This is a genomic window from Mesorhizobium sp. WSM4816 (genome assembly GCF_055811535.1).
The window spans coordinates 359,863-377,664 of the sequence record NZ_JBVVQR010000001.1 but is presented as its reverse complement, the minus strand read 5'-3'; the positions used below and the strand labels follow the sequence as shown (position 1 = coordinate 377,664).

The following is a 17,802-nucleotide window of genomic DNA, read 5'->3' as shown; positions in this document are numbered from 1 at the left end:
CGGCAGCTGACATTTGCCACACAATCGCGTCGGATTTTTGTTGATTGATCCGTCAATAAAAAATAATCTTGCCGCAACGGACCGGAGCAAAGATGCCGAAAATCGGAATGGAGCCGCTGCGCCGCAGGGCGCTGATCGACGCGACGATCTCGGCGATCGGCGAGCGCGGTTCGCTTGATGTGACGATGTCGGAAATCGCCGGGCGCGCCGGGGTGTCCTCGGCGCTCGCCCATCACTATTTCGGCGCCAAGGACGAACTTTTGCTGGCGACGATGCGGCACATCCTGGCCGAGTTGACCGCCGACATGCGGCGCGCGCTTCGATCGGCCAGCACGCCACGCCAGCGCGTTTCGGCGGTGGTCGCGGTCAATTTCTCCGACGCCCAGTTCCAGCCGGAAACGATAGCCGCCTGGCTCGCCTTCTATGTCGAGGCGCAAAAATCGCCAGCGCTGCGCCGGCTGCTCAAGGTCTATGCGCGACGCCTGCATTCCAATCTGTTGAGCGGGCTGACCGGCATCCTGCCGAGAAGCCAAGCCGACCGTGTCGCCGAGGCGACAGCGGCGCTGATCGACGGGCTCTACATCAGGCGCGCGCTGAAGGACGGCGTGCCCAATGCCGCGACCGCGATCGCGCTGATCGAGGACTATCTCGAAACGAAACTCGGCCAGCGGAGCGCGCAGTGACGTCGAAGCGACCCAATTTTCTGATCGTCATGGTCGATCAACTCAACGGCACATTGTTCCCGGATGGGCCGGCGGACTTCCTGCATGCGCCGCATCTGAAGGCGCTGGCGGCTCGTTCGGCGCGCTTCAAGAACAATTACACCGCCTCGCCGCTCTGCGCGCCGGGCCGTGCGGCGTTCATGAGCGGCCAGTTGCCGTCGCGCACCGAGGTCTATGACAATGCCGCCGAATTCGCCTCGTCGATCCCGACCTATGCGCATCATCTGCGTACCGCCGGCTACCACACCTGCCTGTCCGGGAAGATGCATTTCGTCGGGCCGGATCAGTTGCATGGCTTCGAGGAGCGGCTGACCACTGACATTTATCCGGCCGATTTCGGTTGGACGCCGGATTATCGCAAGCCCGGCGAGCGGATCGACTGGTGGTATCACAATCTCGGTTCGGTGGCCGGCGCCGGTGTCGCCGAGATCACCAACCAGATGGAATATGACGACGAAGTCGCTTTTCACGCGGTGCAGAAGCTTTATGATTTCGCCCGCGTCTCGGACGATGCCGCGCGCCGGCCGTGGTGCCTGACCGTCTCCTTCACCCATCCGCACGACCCCTATGTCGCGCGCCGGCGCTACTGGGATCTCTACGAGGATTGCCCGGCGCTCGAGCCGGAAGTCGGCTTCATCCCCTATGACGAACAGGATCCGCATTCGCAGCGGCTTTACCGCGCCAGCGACTATGACAGTTTCGACATCACCGGCGAGCAGATCCGCCGCGCGCGGCGCGGCTATTTCGCCAGCATCTCCTATCTCGACGACAAGGTCGGCGAACTGCTGTCGGTGCTCGAGCGCACGAGAATGCTCGACGACACGATCATCCTGTTCTGCTCCGATCACGGCGACATGCTCGGCGAGCGCGGCCTGTGGTTCAAGATGTGCTTCTTCGAGGGCTCGGCGCGGGTGCCGCTGATGATCGCCGGAAAAGACATTTCGGCCATCCTGATCGACGCTCCGGTTTCCAATCTCGACGTCGTGCCGACGCTTTGCGACCTCGCCGGCATCGACATGAGCGCGATTGCGCCATGGACCGACGGCCAGTCGCTGCTGCCGCTGCTCGACGGCAAGACGCGCGCTGAACCTGTGCTGATGGAATATGCGGCCGAAGGCTCCAACGCGCCGATGGTGGCGATCCGCGAGGGCCGCTACAAATTCATCCATTGCGAGATCGATCCGCCGCAACTGTTTGATCTTGAATCGGATCCGCGGGAATTGACCAACCTCGCCGCCGACCGGGCGCACGCGGCTTTGGTGGCTTCTTTCACCGGCAAGGTCCGGGCGCGCTGGGACATGGCTGCCTTCGATGTCGCCGTGCGCGCCAGCCAGGCGCGCCGCTGGGTGGTCTATCCGGCGCTGCGCAACGGCACGCATTACCCCTGGGAATTCCAGCCGCTGCAGAAGGCCTCGGAACGTTACATGCGCAACCACATGAACCTCGACCTGCTCGAAGAGCAGAAGCGCTTTCCACGAGGCGAATGATGACAGACGGTCTTGAGGCGGATTTCGTCATCATCGGCGCCGGCTCGGCCGGCTCGGCCATGGCCTACCGGCTGTCGGAGGATGGCAAATATTCGGTGATCGTCATCGAATTTGGCGGCAGCGACATCGGGCCGCTGATCCAGATGCCGTCGGCGCTGTCGATCCCGCTCAATATGAGCCTCTACGACTGGGGTTTTGCCAGCGAGCCGGAGCCGCATCTCGGCGGCCGTGTGCTGGCGACGCCGCGCGGCAAGGTCATCGGCGGCTCGTCCTCGATCAACGGCATGGTCTATGTACGCGGTCACGCCCGCGATTTCGACCATTGGGCAGAACAGGGCGCGGCTGGCTGGGGGTTTGCCGACGTGCTCCCCTACTTCAAGCGCATGGAGGACGCCAACGGCGGCGAGAATGGCTGGCGCGGCCACGGCGGCCCGCTGACCGTGCAGCGCGGCTCAAGGACGAATCCACTCTACGGCGCCTTCGTCGAGGCAGGCCGTCAGGCCGGCTTCGAGCTGACCGACGACTACAACGGCGCGAAGCAGGAAGGCTTTGGTCCGATGGAGCAGACCATTCGCGGCGGCCGCCGCTGGTCGGCGGCGAGTGCCTATCTCAGGCCGGCGCTGAGGCGGAAAAATGTAAGCCTGGTCAAGGGCTTCGCTCGACGGGTGATCATCGAGAATCAACGCGCCACCGGTGTCGAGATCGAAGTGCGCAGACGGATTCAGGTGATCAAGGCGCGACGTGAAGTGATCGTTGCCGCCTCCTCGATCAATTCGCCCAAGATCCTGATGCTGTCCGGCATCGGCCCGGCCCAACATCTGAGGGAATACGGCATTCCGGTGATCGCCGACCGGCCCGGCGTCGGCCGCAACCTGCAGGACCATATGGAACTCTACATCCAGCAGGAATCGACGCAGCCAATCACACTGAATTCGGTGCTGAACCCGTTCTCCAAGGCGCTGATCGGCGCGCAATGGCTGTTCTTCAAATCGGGCCTCGGCGCAACCAACCATTTCGAGGCGGCCGCCTTCGTGCGCTCGCGCGCCGGCGTCGACTATCCCGACATCCAGTATCATTTCATCCCGGCGGCGGTCCGCTATGACGGCAAGGCGGCGGCGAAGGCACACGGCTTCCAGGCGCATGTCGGGCCGATGCGATCGAAGTCGCGCGGTTCCGTCACGCTGCGCTCGCCCGATCCCGGATCGAAGCCGGTGATCCGCTTCAACTACATGTCGCATCCGGACGACTGGATCGAGTTCCGCCATTGCATCCGGCTGACGCGCGAGATCTTCGGCCAGTCGGCCTTCGACCCCTATCGCGGCAAGGAGATCTCGCCGGGGTCGCAGGTGCAGTCGGACGACGATCTCGATGCCTTCATCCGCGATCACGCCGAAAGCGCCTACCACCCCTGCGGCACTTGCAAGATGGGCCGCAAGGATGATCGGATGAGCGTCGTCGATCCGGAATGCCATGTCATCGGCGTCGAAGGGCTGCGGATCGCCGATTCTTCGATCTTCCCGCGCGTCACCAACGGCAATCTGAACGCGCCGTCGATCATGACCGGCGAAAAGGCCGCCGACCACATTCTCGGCCGCACGCCGCTGGCGCCGTCCAACCAGGAACCATGGATCAATCCGCGCTGGCAGGTGTCGGATCGATAGAGCGACGTGCGTCCATTCGGACGCACAAGCGCTCTATCGCTTTTTTAGTCCTCGCATCGTGCTTTCCGAAAATCGATTCCGATTTTCGAGCCGATGCGATAAGCCATGATCCGGCGGTGCCCGCCCGCCGGTCCCATCGAAAGACAGTTTGGAGAAGGTCCCATGCGCGCCCAGCCAAAGGCATCGCACTATGTCAACGGACGCTACATCGACGATGAGCAAGGTGCGCCGCTGCCGGTCATCTATCCGGCAACCGGCGAGACCACCGCGATGCTGCGTTCGGCGACGCCGAACGTGCTTGAACTGGCGATCGAAGCAGCGCGTGCAGCACAACCGGCCTGGGCGCGGCTGAAGCCGGTCGAGCGCGGGCGCATCCTGCGCCGCGCCGCCGACATATTGCGCGTGCGCAATGCCGACCTGGCGCGCATCGAGACGCTGGACACCGGCAAGGCGATCCAGGAGACGCTGGTGGCGGACGCGCCATCGGCAGCCGACTGCCTCGAATGTTTCGGCGGCGCGGTCGCTGCCTATAATGGCGAGTCCGTCGATCTCGGCGGCGCCTTTGCCTATACAAGGCGCGAGGCGCTGGGCGTCTGCGTCGGCATCGGCGCCTGGAACTACCCGATCCAGATCGCCGGCTGGAAATCGGCGCCGGCACTCGCCATGGGCAACGCCATGGTGTTCAAGCCGTCGGAGAACACGCCGCTGTCGGCGCTGGCGCTCGCCGAAATCTACACCGAGGCCGGCCTGCCCGACGGGCTGTTCAACGTCGTGCAGGGCTATGGCGATGTCGGCGCCGGCCTCGTCGGGCACGATGTCGTCGCCAAGGTTTCGGTGACCGGCTCGGTGCCGACCGGCCGCAAGGTGCTGTCGCTCGCCGGCTCGAAGATGAAGCACGCCACCATGGAACTTGGCGGCAAGTCGCCGCTGATCGTCTTCGACGATGCCGACCTCGAAAACGCCATCGGCGGCGCCATGCTCGGCAATTTCTATTCGACCGGCCAGATCTGCTCCAACGGCACGCGGGTCTTCGTGCAGAAGGGCATCCACGACCGTTTCGTCGAACGGCTGGTCGAGCGGACCAAGAAGATCCGTATCGGCGATCCGCTCGACCAGGAAACGCAGATGGGACCGCTGGTCTCCAAGGCGCAGCATGAAAAGGTCATCGGCTATATCGAGGCCGGCAAGCAGGATGGCGCTGTGCTCGCCTGCGGCGGCAATGTACCTTCGCTGCAAGGTTTCCAGGGTGGCTTCTTCGTCGAGCCGACGGTCTTCACCGGCGTCACCGACACCATGCGCATCGCGCGCGAGGAGATTTTCGGGCCTGTCATGAGCGTGCTGAAATTCGACGGTGAGGACGAGGTGATCGACCGCGCCAATAATACCGAATTTGGCCTTGCCGCCGGCGTGTTCACGCGCGACCTGCCGCGCGCCCACCGCGTCATCGCCGAGCTGCAGGCCGGCACCTGCTGGATCAACGCCTACAACCTGACGCCCGTCGAAATTCCCTTCGGCGGCTTCAAGCAGTCGGGAATCGGGCGAGAAAACTCACTTGCCGCGTTGGCACTCTATTCGCAGTTGAAGTCGGTCTATGTCGAGACCGGCGACGTCGCGAGCCCCTATTGAGGCTCACCGGCGCCGCCGACCAGAGACCTTAGCCAGAGAACTTAGAACGTCTGGTTGTAGGCGCCGACTTCGGGGCTGCGGCGCAGTACCGCATCGACGGCTTCGAACATCTGCCGGCGCCGCTCCGACGACACCGGGCTCTCCACCACGACGACAAGCTCCGGCTTGTTCGACGACGCCCGCACCAGGCCCCAGGTGCCGTCCTCGGCAACGACGCGAACGCCATTGACGGTGATCAGCTCGGCGATCTTCTGCCCGGCGAAGATGGCGCCGTCATGCTTCATGGCCTGAAAGTCGGAAACGACCCGCTCGACCACGCCATATTTCAGCTCGTCGGCGCAGTGCGGCGACATGGTCGGCGTGCCGAAGGTCAGCGGCAGGTCGCGATAGAGATCGGCCATGCTGCTTTTGGGGCTGCGATCCAGCATCTCGCAGATAGCGATGGCTGTGATCAGACCATCGTCATAGCCGCGCCCGATCGGCGGGTTGAAGAAGAAATGGCCGGATTTCTCGAAACCGGCGATGGCGCCAAGCTCGGCGACGCGCCGTTTTATGTAGGAGTGGCCGGTCTTCCAGTAATCGGTGACGGCGCCATCGGCGCGCAGCGCGGCGTCGGTATTGAACAATCCGGTCGACTTGACGTCGACGACGAAGGTCGAGCCTGGATGCAGGCGCGCAATGTCGCGCGCGAGCATGACACCGACCTTGTCGGCGAAGATCTCGTTGCCTTCATTGTCGACCACGCCGCAGCGGTCGCCATCGCCGTCGAAGCCAAGCCCGACATCTGCTCCTGTCTCCAGCACCTTGTCGCGGATCGCGTGCAGCATCTTCATGTCTTCGGGATTGGGGTTGTAATTCGGAAACCTATGATCGAGCTCGACATCGAGCGGGATCACCTCGCAGCCGATCCGTTCCAGCGCTTCAGGTGCAAAAGCGCCGGCAGTGCCGTTGCCGCAGGCGGCGACCACCTTGAGCTTTCTCGCTATGCGCTTGTCGCGGGTCAGGTCGTCGAGATAGATCTTGCGGAAATCCGCAACGAAGTCATAGGAGCCGCCGCCGACCAGGTCGAAGTCGCCGGCAAGCACGATCGTCTTCAATGCGCTCATTTCCTCCGGACCGAAGGTCAAGGGCCGCGCCGCCCCCATCTTGACGCCGCTCCAGCCGTTCTCGTTATGCGAGGCGGTGACCATGGCGACAGACGGCGTGTCGAGCGCGAACTGGGCGAAATAAGCCATCGGCGATAGCGCCAACCCGATATCCCTAACCCGCGCGCCGGCGGCCATCAGCCCGGAAACCAGCGCCAGCTTGATCGCCAGCGAATAGGAACGGAAATCATGCCCGGTCACGATATCCGGTCCGGCGCCCAGGCGCCGGATCAGCGTGCCGAGCCCCATGCCAAGCGCCTGGACACCGATCAGGTTGAGCTCCGGCGGCTCGGCAGAGCCCGGATGGCCGAACCACCAGCGCGCATCATACTCACGAAAGCCGGACGCCTTGATCAGCGCCGAGGTTTCAAACTCGAAGGTGTTGGGAAGGGCTTCACTAACGATCTTCAGGGACAAGACAGCAACTCCAAGCGGCTGGATTCAGAGTGGTTTCAACGCAGGTGGCCATGCCTATAACACGAGCCGTTAAGCGGTGTTTATCCCGCAGGGAACTGAAACCTGTATGACGTTAGAGCGAAACGGCAAGAAATGCGACAGAAGCGCTGCCATTGGTGCTTGCAGGAACGAAGTACGGCGGCTATAAGCCCGCGGTCTGGTCACGGAGTGTAGCGCAGCCTGGTAGCGCACATCGTTCGGGACGATGGGGTCGCAGGTTCAAATCCTGCCACTCCGACCAGAAAAAACAATGGGTTAGGCATCCCGAATACTGCCTGCCCCGCAGATATCCCCAGTGAAAAGATGGAAAAGTATCTAGGCCGCTCGATGGAGCTGGCAGACGCATAACTATTTAAACTGCGACACGCTATTGCTGCCATTTCACCCGCCAACCCAGGTCGGCTGTTCCGGCACATACCCACTCGCGATTTTGCAGAATCTGAGGCCGCGCCATCTAAACTATGTCTGCTTCGCGCACCATTGGCGCTGTGCCCGGGATTTAGGCGGATCGGACACCGCCGGCACCGGCGAGTCGTCCAACGATCTTGCTCAGCGTTCGCAGCGTCCAGGCCAGCGGCGCCAGAACCATCCTCAGCAGAGAAGCCAGGACAAGACAGAGTATGAAGTAGGCCGCAAAGGCGCCGAGCCAGGCCGGGAGACCTGCTTGTTCGGCTATCCAACCGGCCGCGTTTGTCAGAAGGTGAGGTCGCGTGATCGCCACATAGGGAAGTGCGACGACGGCGGCGACACCGGCTGCGGTACCGACGGCGGAAAGCGATTGGAGCGCACCTTTGCCTGCTGCCCTCAGATGTGCGATCCGCACAGTTCCGCGACCAGCTGCGGCCACCGGTGCCCTCGCAACCCGCAATGCCTTGGCTGCGACGCCCATGCCCCCGACGACGATTGCCGCATCGAAGGCCGCCCAACCCATCTCGTCCCAGGTCGGAAGCCGCTCGCCGCGGGTGATCACCCCTTCCAGGTCGGAAACGCCGCCCAGGACTATGTTCTTCGCACCAAGCAGCGTGCGGGTGAACTGTCTGCGGACTGCTGTTCCGTCAACGATCTCGAACTCCGACAGCATCTCATGCCCGCGATCCTTGAGCTCGCGAATGGCAATAAGCCCATATTGCTCCGGCGAAATCTCGGCGAGGCCGAATCCCACCTGCCGGTCGTCCCACAGGCTCGAGAGGCCCTGACCGATGGTTTCCTGCAACAAGTACTGCGACGATCCATTCTTCACGAAGTAAGCAATCACCGGCACGACCGGATGGCCGAGACGGTCGAAAACCTCCACGAAATCCGCATCCTCGCCATAGACGAGGAACACTCTGGCTGCATCGTCGCCATATTTCGCCGCTGCCTCATGCCAGCCGAGCCCGCCTGCCGCGCAGGCTGCAAGAACCCATGGCCGAGCCTGCTCCACAGCTTTACTGCTGAGCGGGCAACGGGTGTCGTCCCGGCGAACTTCCTCCGCCAGCGCGGCTCGCATGACCTCATCTTCGAAGTGATGGGGCTCCAGCCATTCCCATCTGAGCGTCAGGACGATCGCCACAACGAGTGAGGCTGCTAGCAGATATCTCATTCTCAAGGGGGCATCCTCCCGCAGTCATGTCATGCCAAGACGTGCCGAAGCTATCAGCCAATCCCGATGAAGCGATCGTTAGTTCTGGGATGTGGTGGAAATTTGCTGAAGGGTGGCCGACAGCGGACGTTCCGTTTTCCACCAAACTTCGGCGTTCATGGTCATTTTGGGGCCGCAAGCGGACTGGCAGCTTTGGCCCTCGGATCTTCAATAGCTGTCCTTCACGTCGGTGCGAGTAACGCCGTGACGTGACCCCCTGCGGACGTTCGTGGCATCGCAGCGAACGTCCGGAATGTATGACAGCCGACGTTTGTTGTCAGATAGACAAATCTGAGCGAGCGGTAAGGAAGCTTGAAAAGGCAACCTACGTGCTGCTATTGGCCGGAGCACATGAGGCGACATGATCAGCTCAGTCCGTCGCCGCTCGTGGCTGCAAAGCCGATTGCCTGCACAGACGTACCGGCTCCCGCTTGTATTAGTCACGCATCTGGTACCCTTGCCCGGACCCCGGCCCGCGGGGCTCAATCCTCCGGCAGGGTGAAGACCGCGCAGGGATCAGCGATACCGCGCAATAAGTGCTCGCCCAAAGGGATCAAAGCCGTTGTCGTCTCCGCCGCGACCGCGCCCGAGATGAGCACGCTGCGACCAAGGGGCCTGCATAGCCCTTCGAGCCGGCTGACCAGGTTGATCGCAGGGCCGATGGCAGTGAAGTCCAGCCGGTCGGCCGCGCCGATATTGCCCCACAGCATCTCACCGAGATGCAGTGCCGCGCCGAAGGGCAGCGGCGGCAGCCCCTCCGTCTGCCGCACCGCATCGAGATGGGCCATGCCGGCGCGGGCGGCGACAACAGCCCGCAGCGCCGCCTCGCAGGCCTCGGCCGGGGCGCCCGTGACCGGGAAAATCGCCAGCACACCGTCGCCGATGAACTTCAGCACCTCGCCCCCGAAAGCATGCACCGCCCCGGCGACGCGGTCGAACCAAGCGTCGAGGGCGGTGATCATCGCTGCGGGCTCCGTCGCCTCGGACAGGGCGGTGAAGTCACGCAGATCGGCACATAGCAGCGCGGCGCGGATGGTCTCCCCGGTGCCGCGGCGCAGCGCGCCGGCCTGCACCCGGGCGGCACTGCGCCTGCCAAGATAGGCCTCGAGCAGCGCTGCCAGCGCCGCCCGCGCGGTCAGGGCGGCTAAGGGCGCTGCGGCGAAGCGCGCGGCCTGGCGCAGCCGGCCGGCCTCGGCGGGGCCGAATGGCCGGGTCCCTGCCCAGCCCAGCACCGGACTGTCCGGCTCCGGGCCGATCGTGTCCTCCTGCACAGGGCCAAGCTCGGCCAGCCAGTCGCGCCCGGCTTGGTTGAGCGGGCCGCCGGCGAAGCCCAGCGCCTCGATCACCGCCCCGGTCTCCGCCTGCCACAGCCAGGTGCGGCGGGCGATGATCGGATGCGGCACCGCGACCGTCAGAGCGCCCCCGGCCAACGGCAGGCCGTCGGCCAGCAGCCGGCCGCCGAGCTCGGCCAGGAACCAGTCAGAGCCGGGCGAAGAGCCGGCCTCGTCCAACAACCAGGCGAGGGGCGCGGGCAGATCCATGCCGCGATTATGCCACCGCGGCCACTAGCCTGTCATCCGCGCCGCGGGATGACGCTTCTGCATGTTGTCACGTGAGGACGCCCTCAACGGGACCGGACGGGACGTCGTTAAGGGCGTACTTAAGGGAGAGGTGACATTCAGGGCGAGGCCATGGGACTGCCGCCGGCACAACTACTCCTTTACATAGACGCCATCCTCCAGACTCACGGTCCAATCCTCGATGAGGCAGCTTTCGACACCCCTGCGAGCGACGAGCGGAAAGAGTCAGTCCCTGCCATGCCAGGGGTCCGGCCCCGGTTCACGCCCGGCCGCAACCTCGGCCAGCCGGCCGAGGTAATGGGCCCAGCCTTCCGCATGGCCGGCGCATTGCTCGGCGTTAGGCAGGCCGGTGTGGGTCAGGCGCAGCAGCGTTCCGCCCGGCTGCTCGATCAGGTCGACCTCGATCAGGCTCGAGCCCGGCGGCACCACCTCGCTGCCGTCCCAGCCAAAGCTGTAGGCCAGGCGGTGCACCGGCACCACCTCGCGGAAGGAGCCGCGAGCGCAGCGAGCCCCAGTGACATTGACGAGATAGAGCCCGCCAGGCCGCGGCTCGACTTCAGCCTCCGTTCCCATCCAGCGCAGGATCTTCTCCGGATCGGTCAGGAGGGCGAACACCGCGGCGGGCGGCGCCGGGATGTGCGTCTCGCGGCGGACGACGAGGGACTCTTGCATCGGTCTCTCCTACGGTTGCGATGACCTGCTCCGCCTGAGGCGGAGGATGGACGGGCGCCTTCTGTCCTAGTGTGGGAGGTCTTTTCTGACAGCATGTAGGCGGAAGATCGCCCTCAACAAGGTACCGCCCAAGCAGCTTGGCGAGAAGAAATCCGCACCCGGCTTGAGCGATTCCTGATCGACACGACCTGATTGTCGCCTAAGTCAGTCGCATTGGAGATCACTCCGACGCATCTCCCACGTTTAAGCGCTTCAATCGGCATTGTGGGTTTGACGCTGGCCTCCTGCGCCACGAGGTGCCTTCGGGCAGGCGCATCTGGAGGTGTGAGATCGCCTGCAATGTTGGATCTGACGCAATTGTGGTGCAGTTTGCCATCAGAAGGCACCTATCAGTCGGGCCTGAAACAGGTCGATCTTCCCGCGCCCATACATTCGGCGGTAGCGGATCTGCTGGCTTCAGAAGCGCTCGAGGCGGTCCGAAAGCCTTGTTTATGGTCTGGGACGCCTCCGCTCTCGGAGCAGCTTCCCGTAGGTCCGCAAGGGGTCCGGATTGCGACTTTCGCTGCGTCCAGAGCATATGTCCGCTGCTGGCGCAACCGTGACCTCCGGTGCCGTCGCCGGCGATGTCTGCTTCCAGGCAGAGACAAGTTCATCTCTACGGCTGACATCGGCGCATTGCGGACCAACAGCGGTGGGCCGGATGCGACCGGAAGCTTCAGGAGAAAAAGACCTGCTAGGCGAATAGTCCGCATGCCGCCGTGTCCGGCTTATAGCGGACATTCGGCAATTTGGCAGCGAATGATCACATTGTGACAATCTTGCCGAAGACGAACGTCTAACCTAAACCCTCATCCCAGGACATCAACCAAATTGGAGCCACTGTTTGGGACCGGGCGTAATTGCGACGTTTGCCCTATCCGGACGTGTGAGCAAATGCCGTGGGCAACCGTGATGCGTGCATTTTTTCGTTCGGTTGCTGCGATGATCGTGATGTCCGGCGTGGCCGGTTGCACCAGCATTTCTTACTACGCACAATCCTTGAAGGGTCACGTGGAGATCATGGCGGCGCGCCAGGATGTCGAAGAGCTGATCGACGATCCTTCGATTCCTGGGACACTACGCGCTCGAATGGAATCGGCGAGCGCCATCCGACAGTTTGCGATAGATGAACTAGCGCTGCCGGACAACAATAGCTACCGCAGCTATGTTAACGTTGGTCGGGACGCGGTGACATGGGCCGTCTTCGCCGCGCCGGAATTCTCGCTGACGCCACGAACATGGTGCTTTCCGGTGTTCGGATGCGTTCCGTACCGAGGATACTTCTCCAAAAGGTCTGCGTTTGAAACCGCTGTCGAACTTCAGAGACAGGGCCTGGACGTCTATGTGACGGGCATCACTGCATATTCCACGCTTGGCTGGTCAAGTGACCCGCTGCTAAGCACGATGCTCAGCCAAGATGAAACGTATCTTGCGGGGCTAGTTTTCCATGAGCTGGCCCACCAACGCGTCTATGTGAAGGACGATTCCGCATTCAACGAGGCATTCGCTGTCGCCGTCGAAACAACCGGCGTGAGAAAATGGCTGCGCGCGGCTGGTGATACCGGCGAGTTGCGCCGTTACAAAGCCGACCGGAGGCGCAGAGCTCAATTTCTTGCGCTGGTGTCGCAGACCCGGGACGAGCTAAGCCATGTCTATGACGGCAGCGCTACCTCTGAGCAGAAGCGGGCCGCGAAGATGGCCGCGATCGAACGGCTGCGGATGCGCTACCGAGAGATGCGCGACAGTCGCTGGCGTGGATACCAGGGCTACGATGTCTGGTTCGATTCTCCGATTAACAACGCGAAGCTCGCCGCGACTTCCGTCTACGGCGATCAGGTGGCGACGTTTCTCCGCTTGTTCGATTTGTGTTCGGGCGACTATCCACGGTTCTTCGCGTCGGTTCGACGGATCGGAGCGTTAGACAAGGCTTACCGCGCTGAAGCGCTCAAAGCGGCAGATTCATGCGATCGAGCCGGTCAAATCCGTAGGCCAGAGGCGGCGAATCGGTCACCGATGTACTCGGCAGCCGGCGCAGGTGATTGAATTGACCATTTGGCGGCCGATTTCCCACATACTTTGACGTCGGGCGGGTCGGAAGCCAAAAGTCGGGCTACAGAAGGTAGAAGCCAAAAGCGGACTTGCCTGAGCCCCCCGGCGGATCCTGGACCACAATGGTTGCCGGCGGGCCGTGGCGCCTCAGCGTGCGCCCTACGAGGCCGAAAACCTCACGCTCACGCCGCGCTGCCGAAAATAAGCCTGCATCAGCTTGCGGCCAGAACGGTTGTTCTGCGCCAGCCTGGTCGGATCGAACACCGCCTGTTTTATCCCTTCTCGTGTCATCGCCGCCTTAAGCGTCGCGATATGCGCGTCGATGTCGGCATTGTCCGCCCGCAGCGATGCATAGATACTTTCGGTCGCCTCGGCCACGGTCGGTTCGCTCACAGGTGTCGTCCTTTGGTTGGTTGAGCGGCGACTTACCACAGATTCGCGGCTCCGCCGATACCGATGAGACGGCTAGATGGGCGGCAACAGTGTCCCTTGGGACTTAAAAGGGATGCCAATGACGGGCGCCGGCGGCTAACGCGCCATAAGGATCGGCATCGACGGGTCTACAAGCATCGAGACGGTGACGCCACCGAAGATGCGCTCGCGCAACCGGGAATGACCGTAAGCGCCCATCACCATCAGGTCGGCGGCGATGTCGAGCGCGTGCCGGCGAAGCACGTCGACGACTGAATGGTCCAGGCTGGGCAGCCGGTCGACTGTGACATTCACGCCATGCCGCGCGAGATAGGCGGCGGCGTCCGCTCCGGGTTCGGCCCCGTGGCGGTACTCGTCCTCCACCGGATCGACCATGACGAGGTGCACCTCATCGGCGCCTGGCAGCAGGCCGAGGGATTCGCGGACGGCACGCGATGCCTCCAGACGGGCGTCCCATGCAATCAGCACGCGTTTCGGCTTCAGGGTCGGCTGCGCCCCCGCGGGGATGAGCAGCAAGGGCTTTCCCGAAGAAAACAATGCGCCTTCGATCGCTTTGCTTTTCAGCGTTTTGTTGGCGAGCAGCTCCGGTCCAATGACCGTAATGTCGGCATAGCGGGCACGGCGGCCGATGGTGTCGTCGGCCCAGCCGGCTTCCGGATATTCGCTGGAGACATCGGCCGAAAGCGCGCTGCCGGCGAGAAAAGCCGACAGGTCAGCAGTCCGCTTCTTCAACAGATCCTCGACAGCCCGACGCTCGTCGAGCCAGGCTTCTGAAACGACCGCGGCATACTCCCCGACTGGTGGCGGCGCAGCTACGGCAACGACCAGAACAGCAAGATGGGCGCCGATCTCGTTGCACAGGTCGGCGGCAGGCTTGAGATCACCGTCTCCCTCGTGCGGTCCCGTAACGGCAAGTATCGTCCTGAAAGCCATGGCGGCTGCTCCCGATTTTGCCCCAAAGCCCAATCGTCGTTGCAACAACAGCGAGACGGCTCGGCGCGCTGCTAGCGCTGAGTCAAGAACGCCGCCGGTCATCATTTGATCCGTATCAACATGCCCAAGGGCCGACGCCAACAGGTTTCAGGCCGCCGGAGGACGCCAAGAATATCCCGAACACCGGAGCAGCAGCAGCACGGAACGCATTTGTGACCTGGCTGGTTATATCCAGGCGCTGTGGCAGCAAGGGCCTGATGGCGTGGAGTTTCAGCGACCACGCTCGCTGGCTTCCCCAGGTTGGGTACAAAACAAAGAGGCATCCGATGATCGTCGAGGATCAGCAATCCGTGGCCGCGATGTTGATGGACCCTGCCGCATATGGCGAGAGCGGACCGGTCGAGGCGATCGAGACCCATATCTCGCGGATATTCCTGGTTGGCCAGCGCGCCTACAAGATCAAGCGAGCGGTCAAGCTGCCCTATGTCGACTTCTCGACCCCGGCGCTGCGGCTCGCCGCTTGCGAGAAGGAGGTCGAGCTCAACTCCAGGACTGCCCCCGGCCTCTATCTGGGGGTGCGGCGCATCACCCGAGAGGCCGGCGGCCAGCTGGCCTTCGACGGAAGCGGCGATCTGGTCGATGCGGCGATCGAGATGGTCCGCTTCGACCAGTCGAAGCTGCTCGATCGAATGGCAGTCGGCGGCGAACTGACGCCTGCGCTGATGACGGATGTCGCGCGCATGATCGTGCGCTATCATCGCGGCGCGCCGGAGGTCCACAAGGGCAGCGGATCTTCGAACCTGGCAGGCGTGCTCGCCATCAACGAAGCCGGCTTTGCCACCAGCCATGTTTTCGAGCAAGCCGAGATAAAGGCATTCACCGGGATGTTTCGCACCGCCCTCGCACGTCATTGCGAGTTGCTCGACCGGCGGGAGACGGCAGGCAAGATCCGACGATGCCACGGCGACCTGCATCTGCGCAACATCTGTCTCTTCGACGGCGAGCCCCGCCTCTTCGATTGCATCGAATTCAACGACCAGATCGCCAGCATCGATGTGCTTTACGACCTGGCTTTCCTGCTGATGGACCTCTGGCATCGCGGCTTTCCGGAACTCGCCAACCTGGTGATGAACCGCTATCTCGACGAATCAGACGACGAGGACGGCTTCATCCTCCTGCCGTTTTTCATGGCAGTGCGGGCCGCGGTGCGCGCGCATGTCACCGCAACCCAGATCGAGGAAAGCGGTGACGATTCCAGCGGGCTGCTTGCCGAGGCCAGATCCTATTTCGAGCTTGCCCGAACACTTCTCGAGGAAAAGCCGCCTCGGCTGATCGCCATCGGCGGCTTGAGCGGTTCCGGCAAGACGACCGTTGCCGAGGCACTCGCCGCACATGTTGGGGCGCCGCCCGGCGCACGCATTGTCGAAAGCGACCGCATCCGCAAAGCCCTGCATGGGGTGCCAGCCGAGACGAAGCTGCCGGACAGGGCTTATCGACCTGATGTGTCGGACCGCGTCTACCGCGAAATGGCATGGCGCGCCGACTTGATCCTTGCCGAAGGCGGTTCGGTGGTCGCCGATGCCGTCTTTGACCGGCCGGCCGATCGCAACCGCATCGAGAAAGCTGCAAACGGCAGAGACGTTGCTTTCGCCGGATTCTGGCTGGAGGCGGATCCGCTCGTTCTTTGGCAGCGGGTGAGCGAGCGCAGTGGCGGTCCTTCTGACGCCACAGTCGATATCTTGTCGCGGCAATTGCAGCGAAAGGCTACCCCGTCCAACTGGCGCAAGGTCGACGCCGATCGAAAGCTCGCCGATATCGCCGCAGAATTGGCCAAGGTTTCGGACGCGGTCGCTTTTGCGCAGAATCCTCCACTCAAGACCGCATCGTGACGGCGACGATCGACGCGCATAAAGACGGGTAAATGGGGATGACGCAGGAAAAACTGGTGGTTTGTGGCAAATGCGGCGGGGTCAATCGCCTGCCGCCGGCAGGCGATGCCGGGGACGCGAAATGCGGAAAGTGCGGCTCCAGGCTGTTCTCGGGTCATCCGGCAGACGTCGATGCACAGAGTTTCGATCGCCAGGTCACGCGAAGCAGCCTCCCCGTCGTCGTCGACATATGGGCACCATGGTGCGGCCCGTGCAAGATGATGGCGCCGGCCTATGAAGCGGCAGCCAGCGAACTGGAGCCGCATGTTCGACTGATCAAGCTCAATTCCGACAACGAGCAGGCCGTTACAGCCAGGCTCGGCATCCGCGGCATCCCGACCATGATCATCTTCCACGGCGGACGGGAGGTTGCGCGCACATCCGGCGCAATGACGGCGGGACAGATCGTCAAGTGGGTCCGCGATCACCTGCCGGCCGCAGCCTGAAAGCTGCTACTGCGTGGATTTCGCTGATCGCCGTGCCCAGCACGACGGGCGAACTGATGGCCGACACCTGAGCACAGAAGCCATATGATGACCTTAAGAAGTTCGAGATATCGAACGACGAATTTTCATATGATGACCTCGCTTTTGGCCCGCACTGGGAGTATGGATCGTCAGATCCGGCAAAGTTGGGAGGATCCATGCAGCAGGCCGAACATCGAACGTCCCGGCGGTCGTTCGTCTCTCAGGTTGCCGACGCCCTGCGCGGCCAGATCGAAGCCGGCTTTTATGCGCCTGGCGATAAATTGCCGACAGAACCCGCGCTGATCGACCGGTTCGGGTTCAGCCGCACCGTGGTCCGGGAGGCCATCGCCGCGCTTCGTGCCGATGGGCTGGTGGAATCGCGGCAAGGCGCCGGCGTCTTCGTTCTCGGCCCGAAACCCGTCGACGAGGGATTGAGGCTGTTCACTGACGAAACGAACAAGATCTCGGACATCATCGAAGAGCTCGAGCTGCGCATCGGCATCGAAGTCGAGGCAGCCGGCCTTGCCGCCGCCCGCAGCTCGCCGGCGCAAGAGGCCGAAATCGAGGCCCAGGTCGAAAGGTTCGCCGACCTCATGGCGCAAGGGCAACCCACGGACGATGCCGACTTCCAGTTCCACATGGCGATTGCCGCCGCAACCAACAACGCCAGGTTCAAGGCCTTCCTCGAACATGTCGGCCGGCGGATGATCCCGCGGGTGAAGTTCAAGACGATGATGGGCGGCGTCGACCCCTTGCCCAATCGCGACCATCCGATTCTGCAGGAGCACAGGGAAATCGCCGATGCGATCCTCGCCCGCGACCCGGAAAAGGCGCGTGAGGCGATGCGCCGCCATTTGGTGACCGGGATAAAGCGCTATCGCGCCCTGACCGTCCGGCGCCCGACAAATCAGGACAACAGCGGCGGTTGACCCGTCCGGATATTCATCATATGAATCTAGATGACATCATATTAATTTGTGGGAT

General features: G+C 62.9%; 14 protein-coding genes and 1 tRNA gene. 9 read left to right on the top strand and 6 right to left on the bottom strand.

Features of this window, described 5'->3' with window-relative positions:
* Window positions 1-92 precede the first annotated feature (92 nt).
* The 4 genes from betI to betB all read left to right on the top strand — a co-directional run bounded on the left by betI (window position 93) and on the right by betB (window position 5,496).
* Window positions 93-683 carry a choline-binding transcriptional repressor BetI gene (betI, locus tag AC0L3H_RS01670; protein WP_473584259.1) on the top strand — a complete coding sequence of 197 codons (591 nt, stop codon included), beginning with the start codon at window positions 93-95 and terminating at the stop codon, window positions 681-683.
* Entirely contained in the window at window positions 680-2,209 is a 1,530-nt protein-coding gene (betC, locus tag AC0L3H_RS01665; RefSeq protein ID WP_473584258.1) for a choline-sulfatase, read from the top strand. The genes betI and betC overlap by 4 nt, the downstream gene beginning before the upstream one ends.
* On the top strand, window positions 2,209-3,870 hold the full coding sequence (gene betA, locus AC0L3H_RS01660; RefSeq protein ID WP_473584257.1) for a choline dehydrogenase: 1,662 nt from the start codon (window positions 2,209-2,211) through the stop codon (window positions 3,868-3,870). The genes betC and betA overlap by 1 nt, the downstream gene beginning before the upstream one ends.
* 162 nt (window positions 3,871-4,032) lie before the next feature.
* Complete coding sequence (gene betB, locus AC0L3H_RS01655) at window positions 4,033-5,496, top strand: betaine-aldehyde dehydrogenase (RefSeq protein ID WP_473584256.1); 1,464 nt, start codon at window positions 4,033-4,035, stop codon at window positions 5,494-5,496.
* Window positions 5,497-5,537: 41 nt separating this feature from the next.
* Here the strand turns inward: betB and AC0L3H_RS01650 are convergent, their stop codons facing one another.
* The gene (locus AC0L3H_RS01650; protein WP_473584255.1) at window positions 5,538-7,058 is read right to left on the bottom strand and encodes a phosphomannomutase/phosphoglucomutase; all 1,521 of its coding nucleotides are present in this window, start codon (window positions 7,056-7,058) and stop codon (window positions 5,538-5,540) included.
* Window positions 7,059-7,261: 203 nt separating this feature from the next.
* Between AC0L3H_RS01650 and AC0L3H_RS01645 the strand changes: the two genes are divergently transcribed.
* Window positions 7,262-7,338 (top strand) — tRNA-Pro (locus AC0L3H_RS01645).
* A 258-nt stretch (window positions 7,339-7,596) separates the two neighbouring features.
* On the opposite strand, the gene AC0L3H_RS01640 is transcribed toward AC0L3H_RS01645, so the two are convergent.
* From AC0L3H_RS01640 to AC0L3H_RS01630, 3 genes are all read right to left on the bottom strand, one after another.
* Window positions 7,597-8,679: a hypothetical protein gene (locus tag AC0L3H_RS01640; protein WP_473584254.1), complete on the bottom strand. Its 1,083-nt coding sequence runs from the start codon at window positions 8,677-8,679 to the stop codon at window positions 7,597-7,599.
* A gap of 521 nt (window positions 8,680-9,200) precedes the next feature.
* The gene (locus tag AC0L3H_RS01635) at window positions 9,201-10,259 is read right to left on the bottom strand and encodes an adenylate/guanylate cyclase domain-containing protein (protein ID WP_473584253.1); all 1,059 of its coding nucleotides are present in this window, start codon (window positions 10,257-10,259) and stop codon (window positions 9,201-9,203) included.
* 264 nt (window positions 10,260-10,523) lie between these two features.
* Complete coding sequence (locus tag AC0L3H_RS01630) at window positions 10,524-10,970, bottom strand: SRPBCC family protein (protein ID WP_473584252.1); 447 nt, start codon at window positions 10,968-10,970, stop codon at window positions 10,524-10,526.
* A 933-nt stretch (window positions 10,971-11,903) separates the two neighbouring features.
* On the opposite strand from AC0L3H_RS01630, the gene AC0L3H_RS01625 reads away from it, so the two are divergent.
* Complete coding sequence (locus tag AC0L3H_RS01625; protein ID WP_473584251.1) at window positions 11,904-13,052, top strand: aminopeptidase; 1,149 nt, start codon at window positions 11,904-11,906, stop codon at window positions 13,050-13,052.
* Between the two features lie 165 nt (window positions 13,053-13,217).
* Here AC0L3H_RS01625 and AC0L3H_RS01620 read toward each other — a convergent pair whose 3' ends face one another.
* Both AC0L3H_RS01620 and AC0L3H_RS01615 read right to left on the bottom strand, forming a co-directional pair.
* Entirely contained in the window at window positions 13,218-13,451 is a 234-nt protein-coding gene (locus AC0L3H_RS01620; protein WP_023801385.1) for a hypothetical protein, read from the bottom strand.
* A gap of 135 nt (window positions 13,452-13,586) precedes the next feature.
* Window positions 13,587-14,423, bottom strand: a complete 837-nt coding sequence (locus AC0L3H_RS01615; protein ID WP_473584250.1) for a universal stress protein — start codon at window positions 14,421-14,423, stop codon at window positions 13,587-13,589.
* Window positions 14,424-14,749: 326 nt separating this feature from the next.
* Between AC0L3H_RS01615 and AC0L3H_RS01610 the strand changes: the two genes are divergently transcribed.
* The 3 genes from AC0L3H_RS01610 (at window position 14,750) to AC0L3H_RS01600 (ending at window position 17,747) form a co-directional block, all read left to right on the top strand.
* Complete coding sequence (locus AC0L3H_RS01610; protein WP_473491604.1) at window positions 14,750-16,312, top strand: bifunctional aminoglycoside phosphotransferase/ATP-binding protein; 1,563 nt, start codon at window positions 14,750-14,752, stop codon at window positions 16,310-16,312.
* Window positions 16,313-16,350: 38 nt separating this feature from the next.
* Window positions 16,351-16,797, top strand: a complete 447-nt coding sequence (gene trxC / locus AC0L3H_RS01605) for a thioredoxin TrxC (protein WP_473491603.1) — start codon at window positions 16,351-16,353, stop codon at window positions 16,795-16,797.
* A 197-nt stretch (window positions 16,798-16,994) separates the two neighbouring features.
* Window positions 16,995-17,747 (top strand): FadR/GntR family transcriptional regulator, encoded by a 753-nt coding sequence (locus AC0L3H_RS01600; RefSeq protein WP_473491601.1) that lies wholly within the window; start codon window positions 16,995-16,997, stop codon window positions 17,745-17,747.
* Window positions 17,748-17,802: the final 55 nt, after the last annotated feature.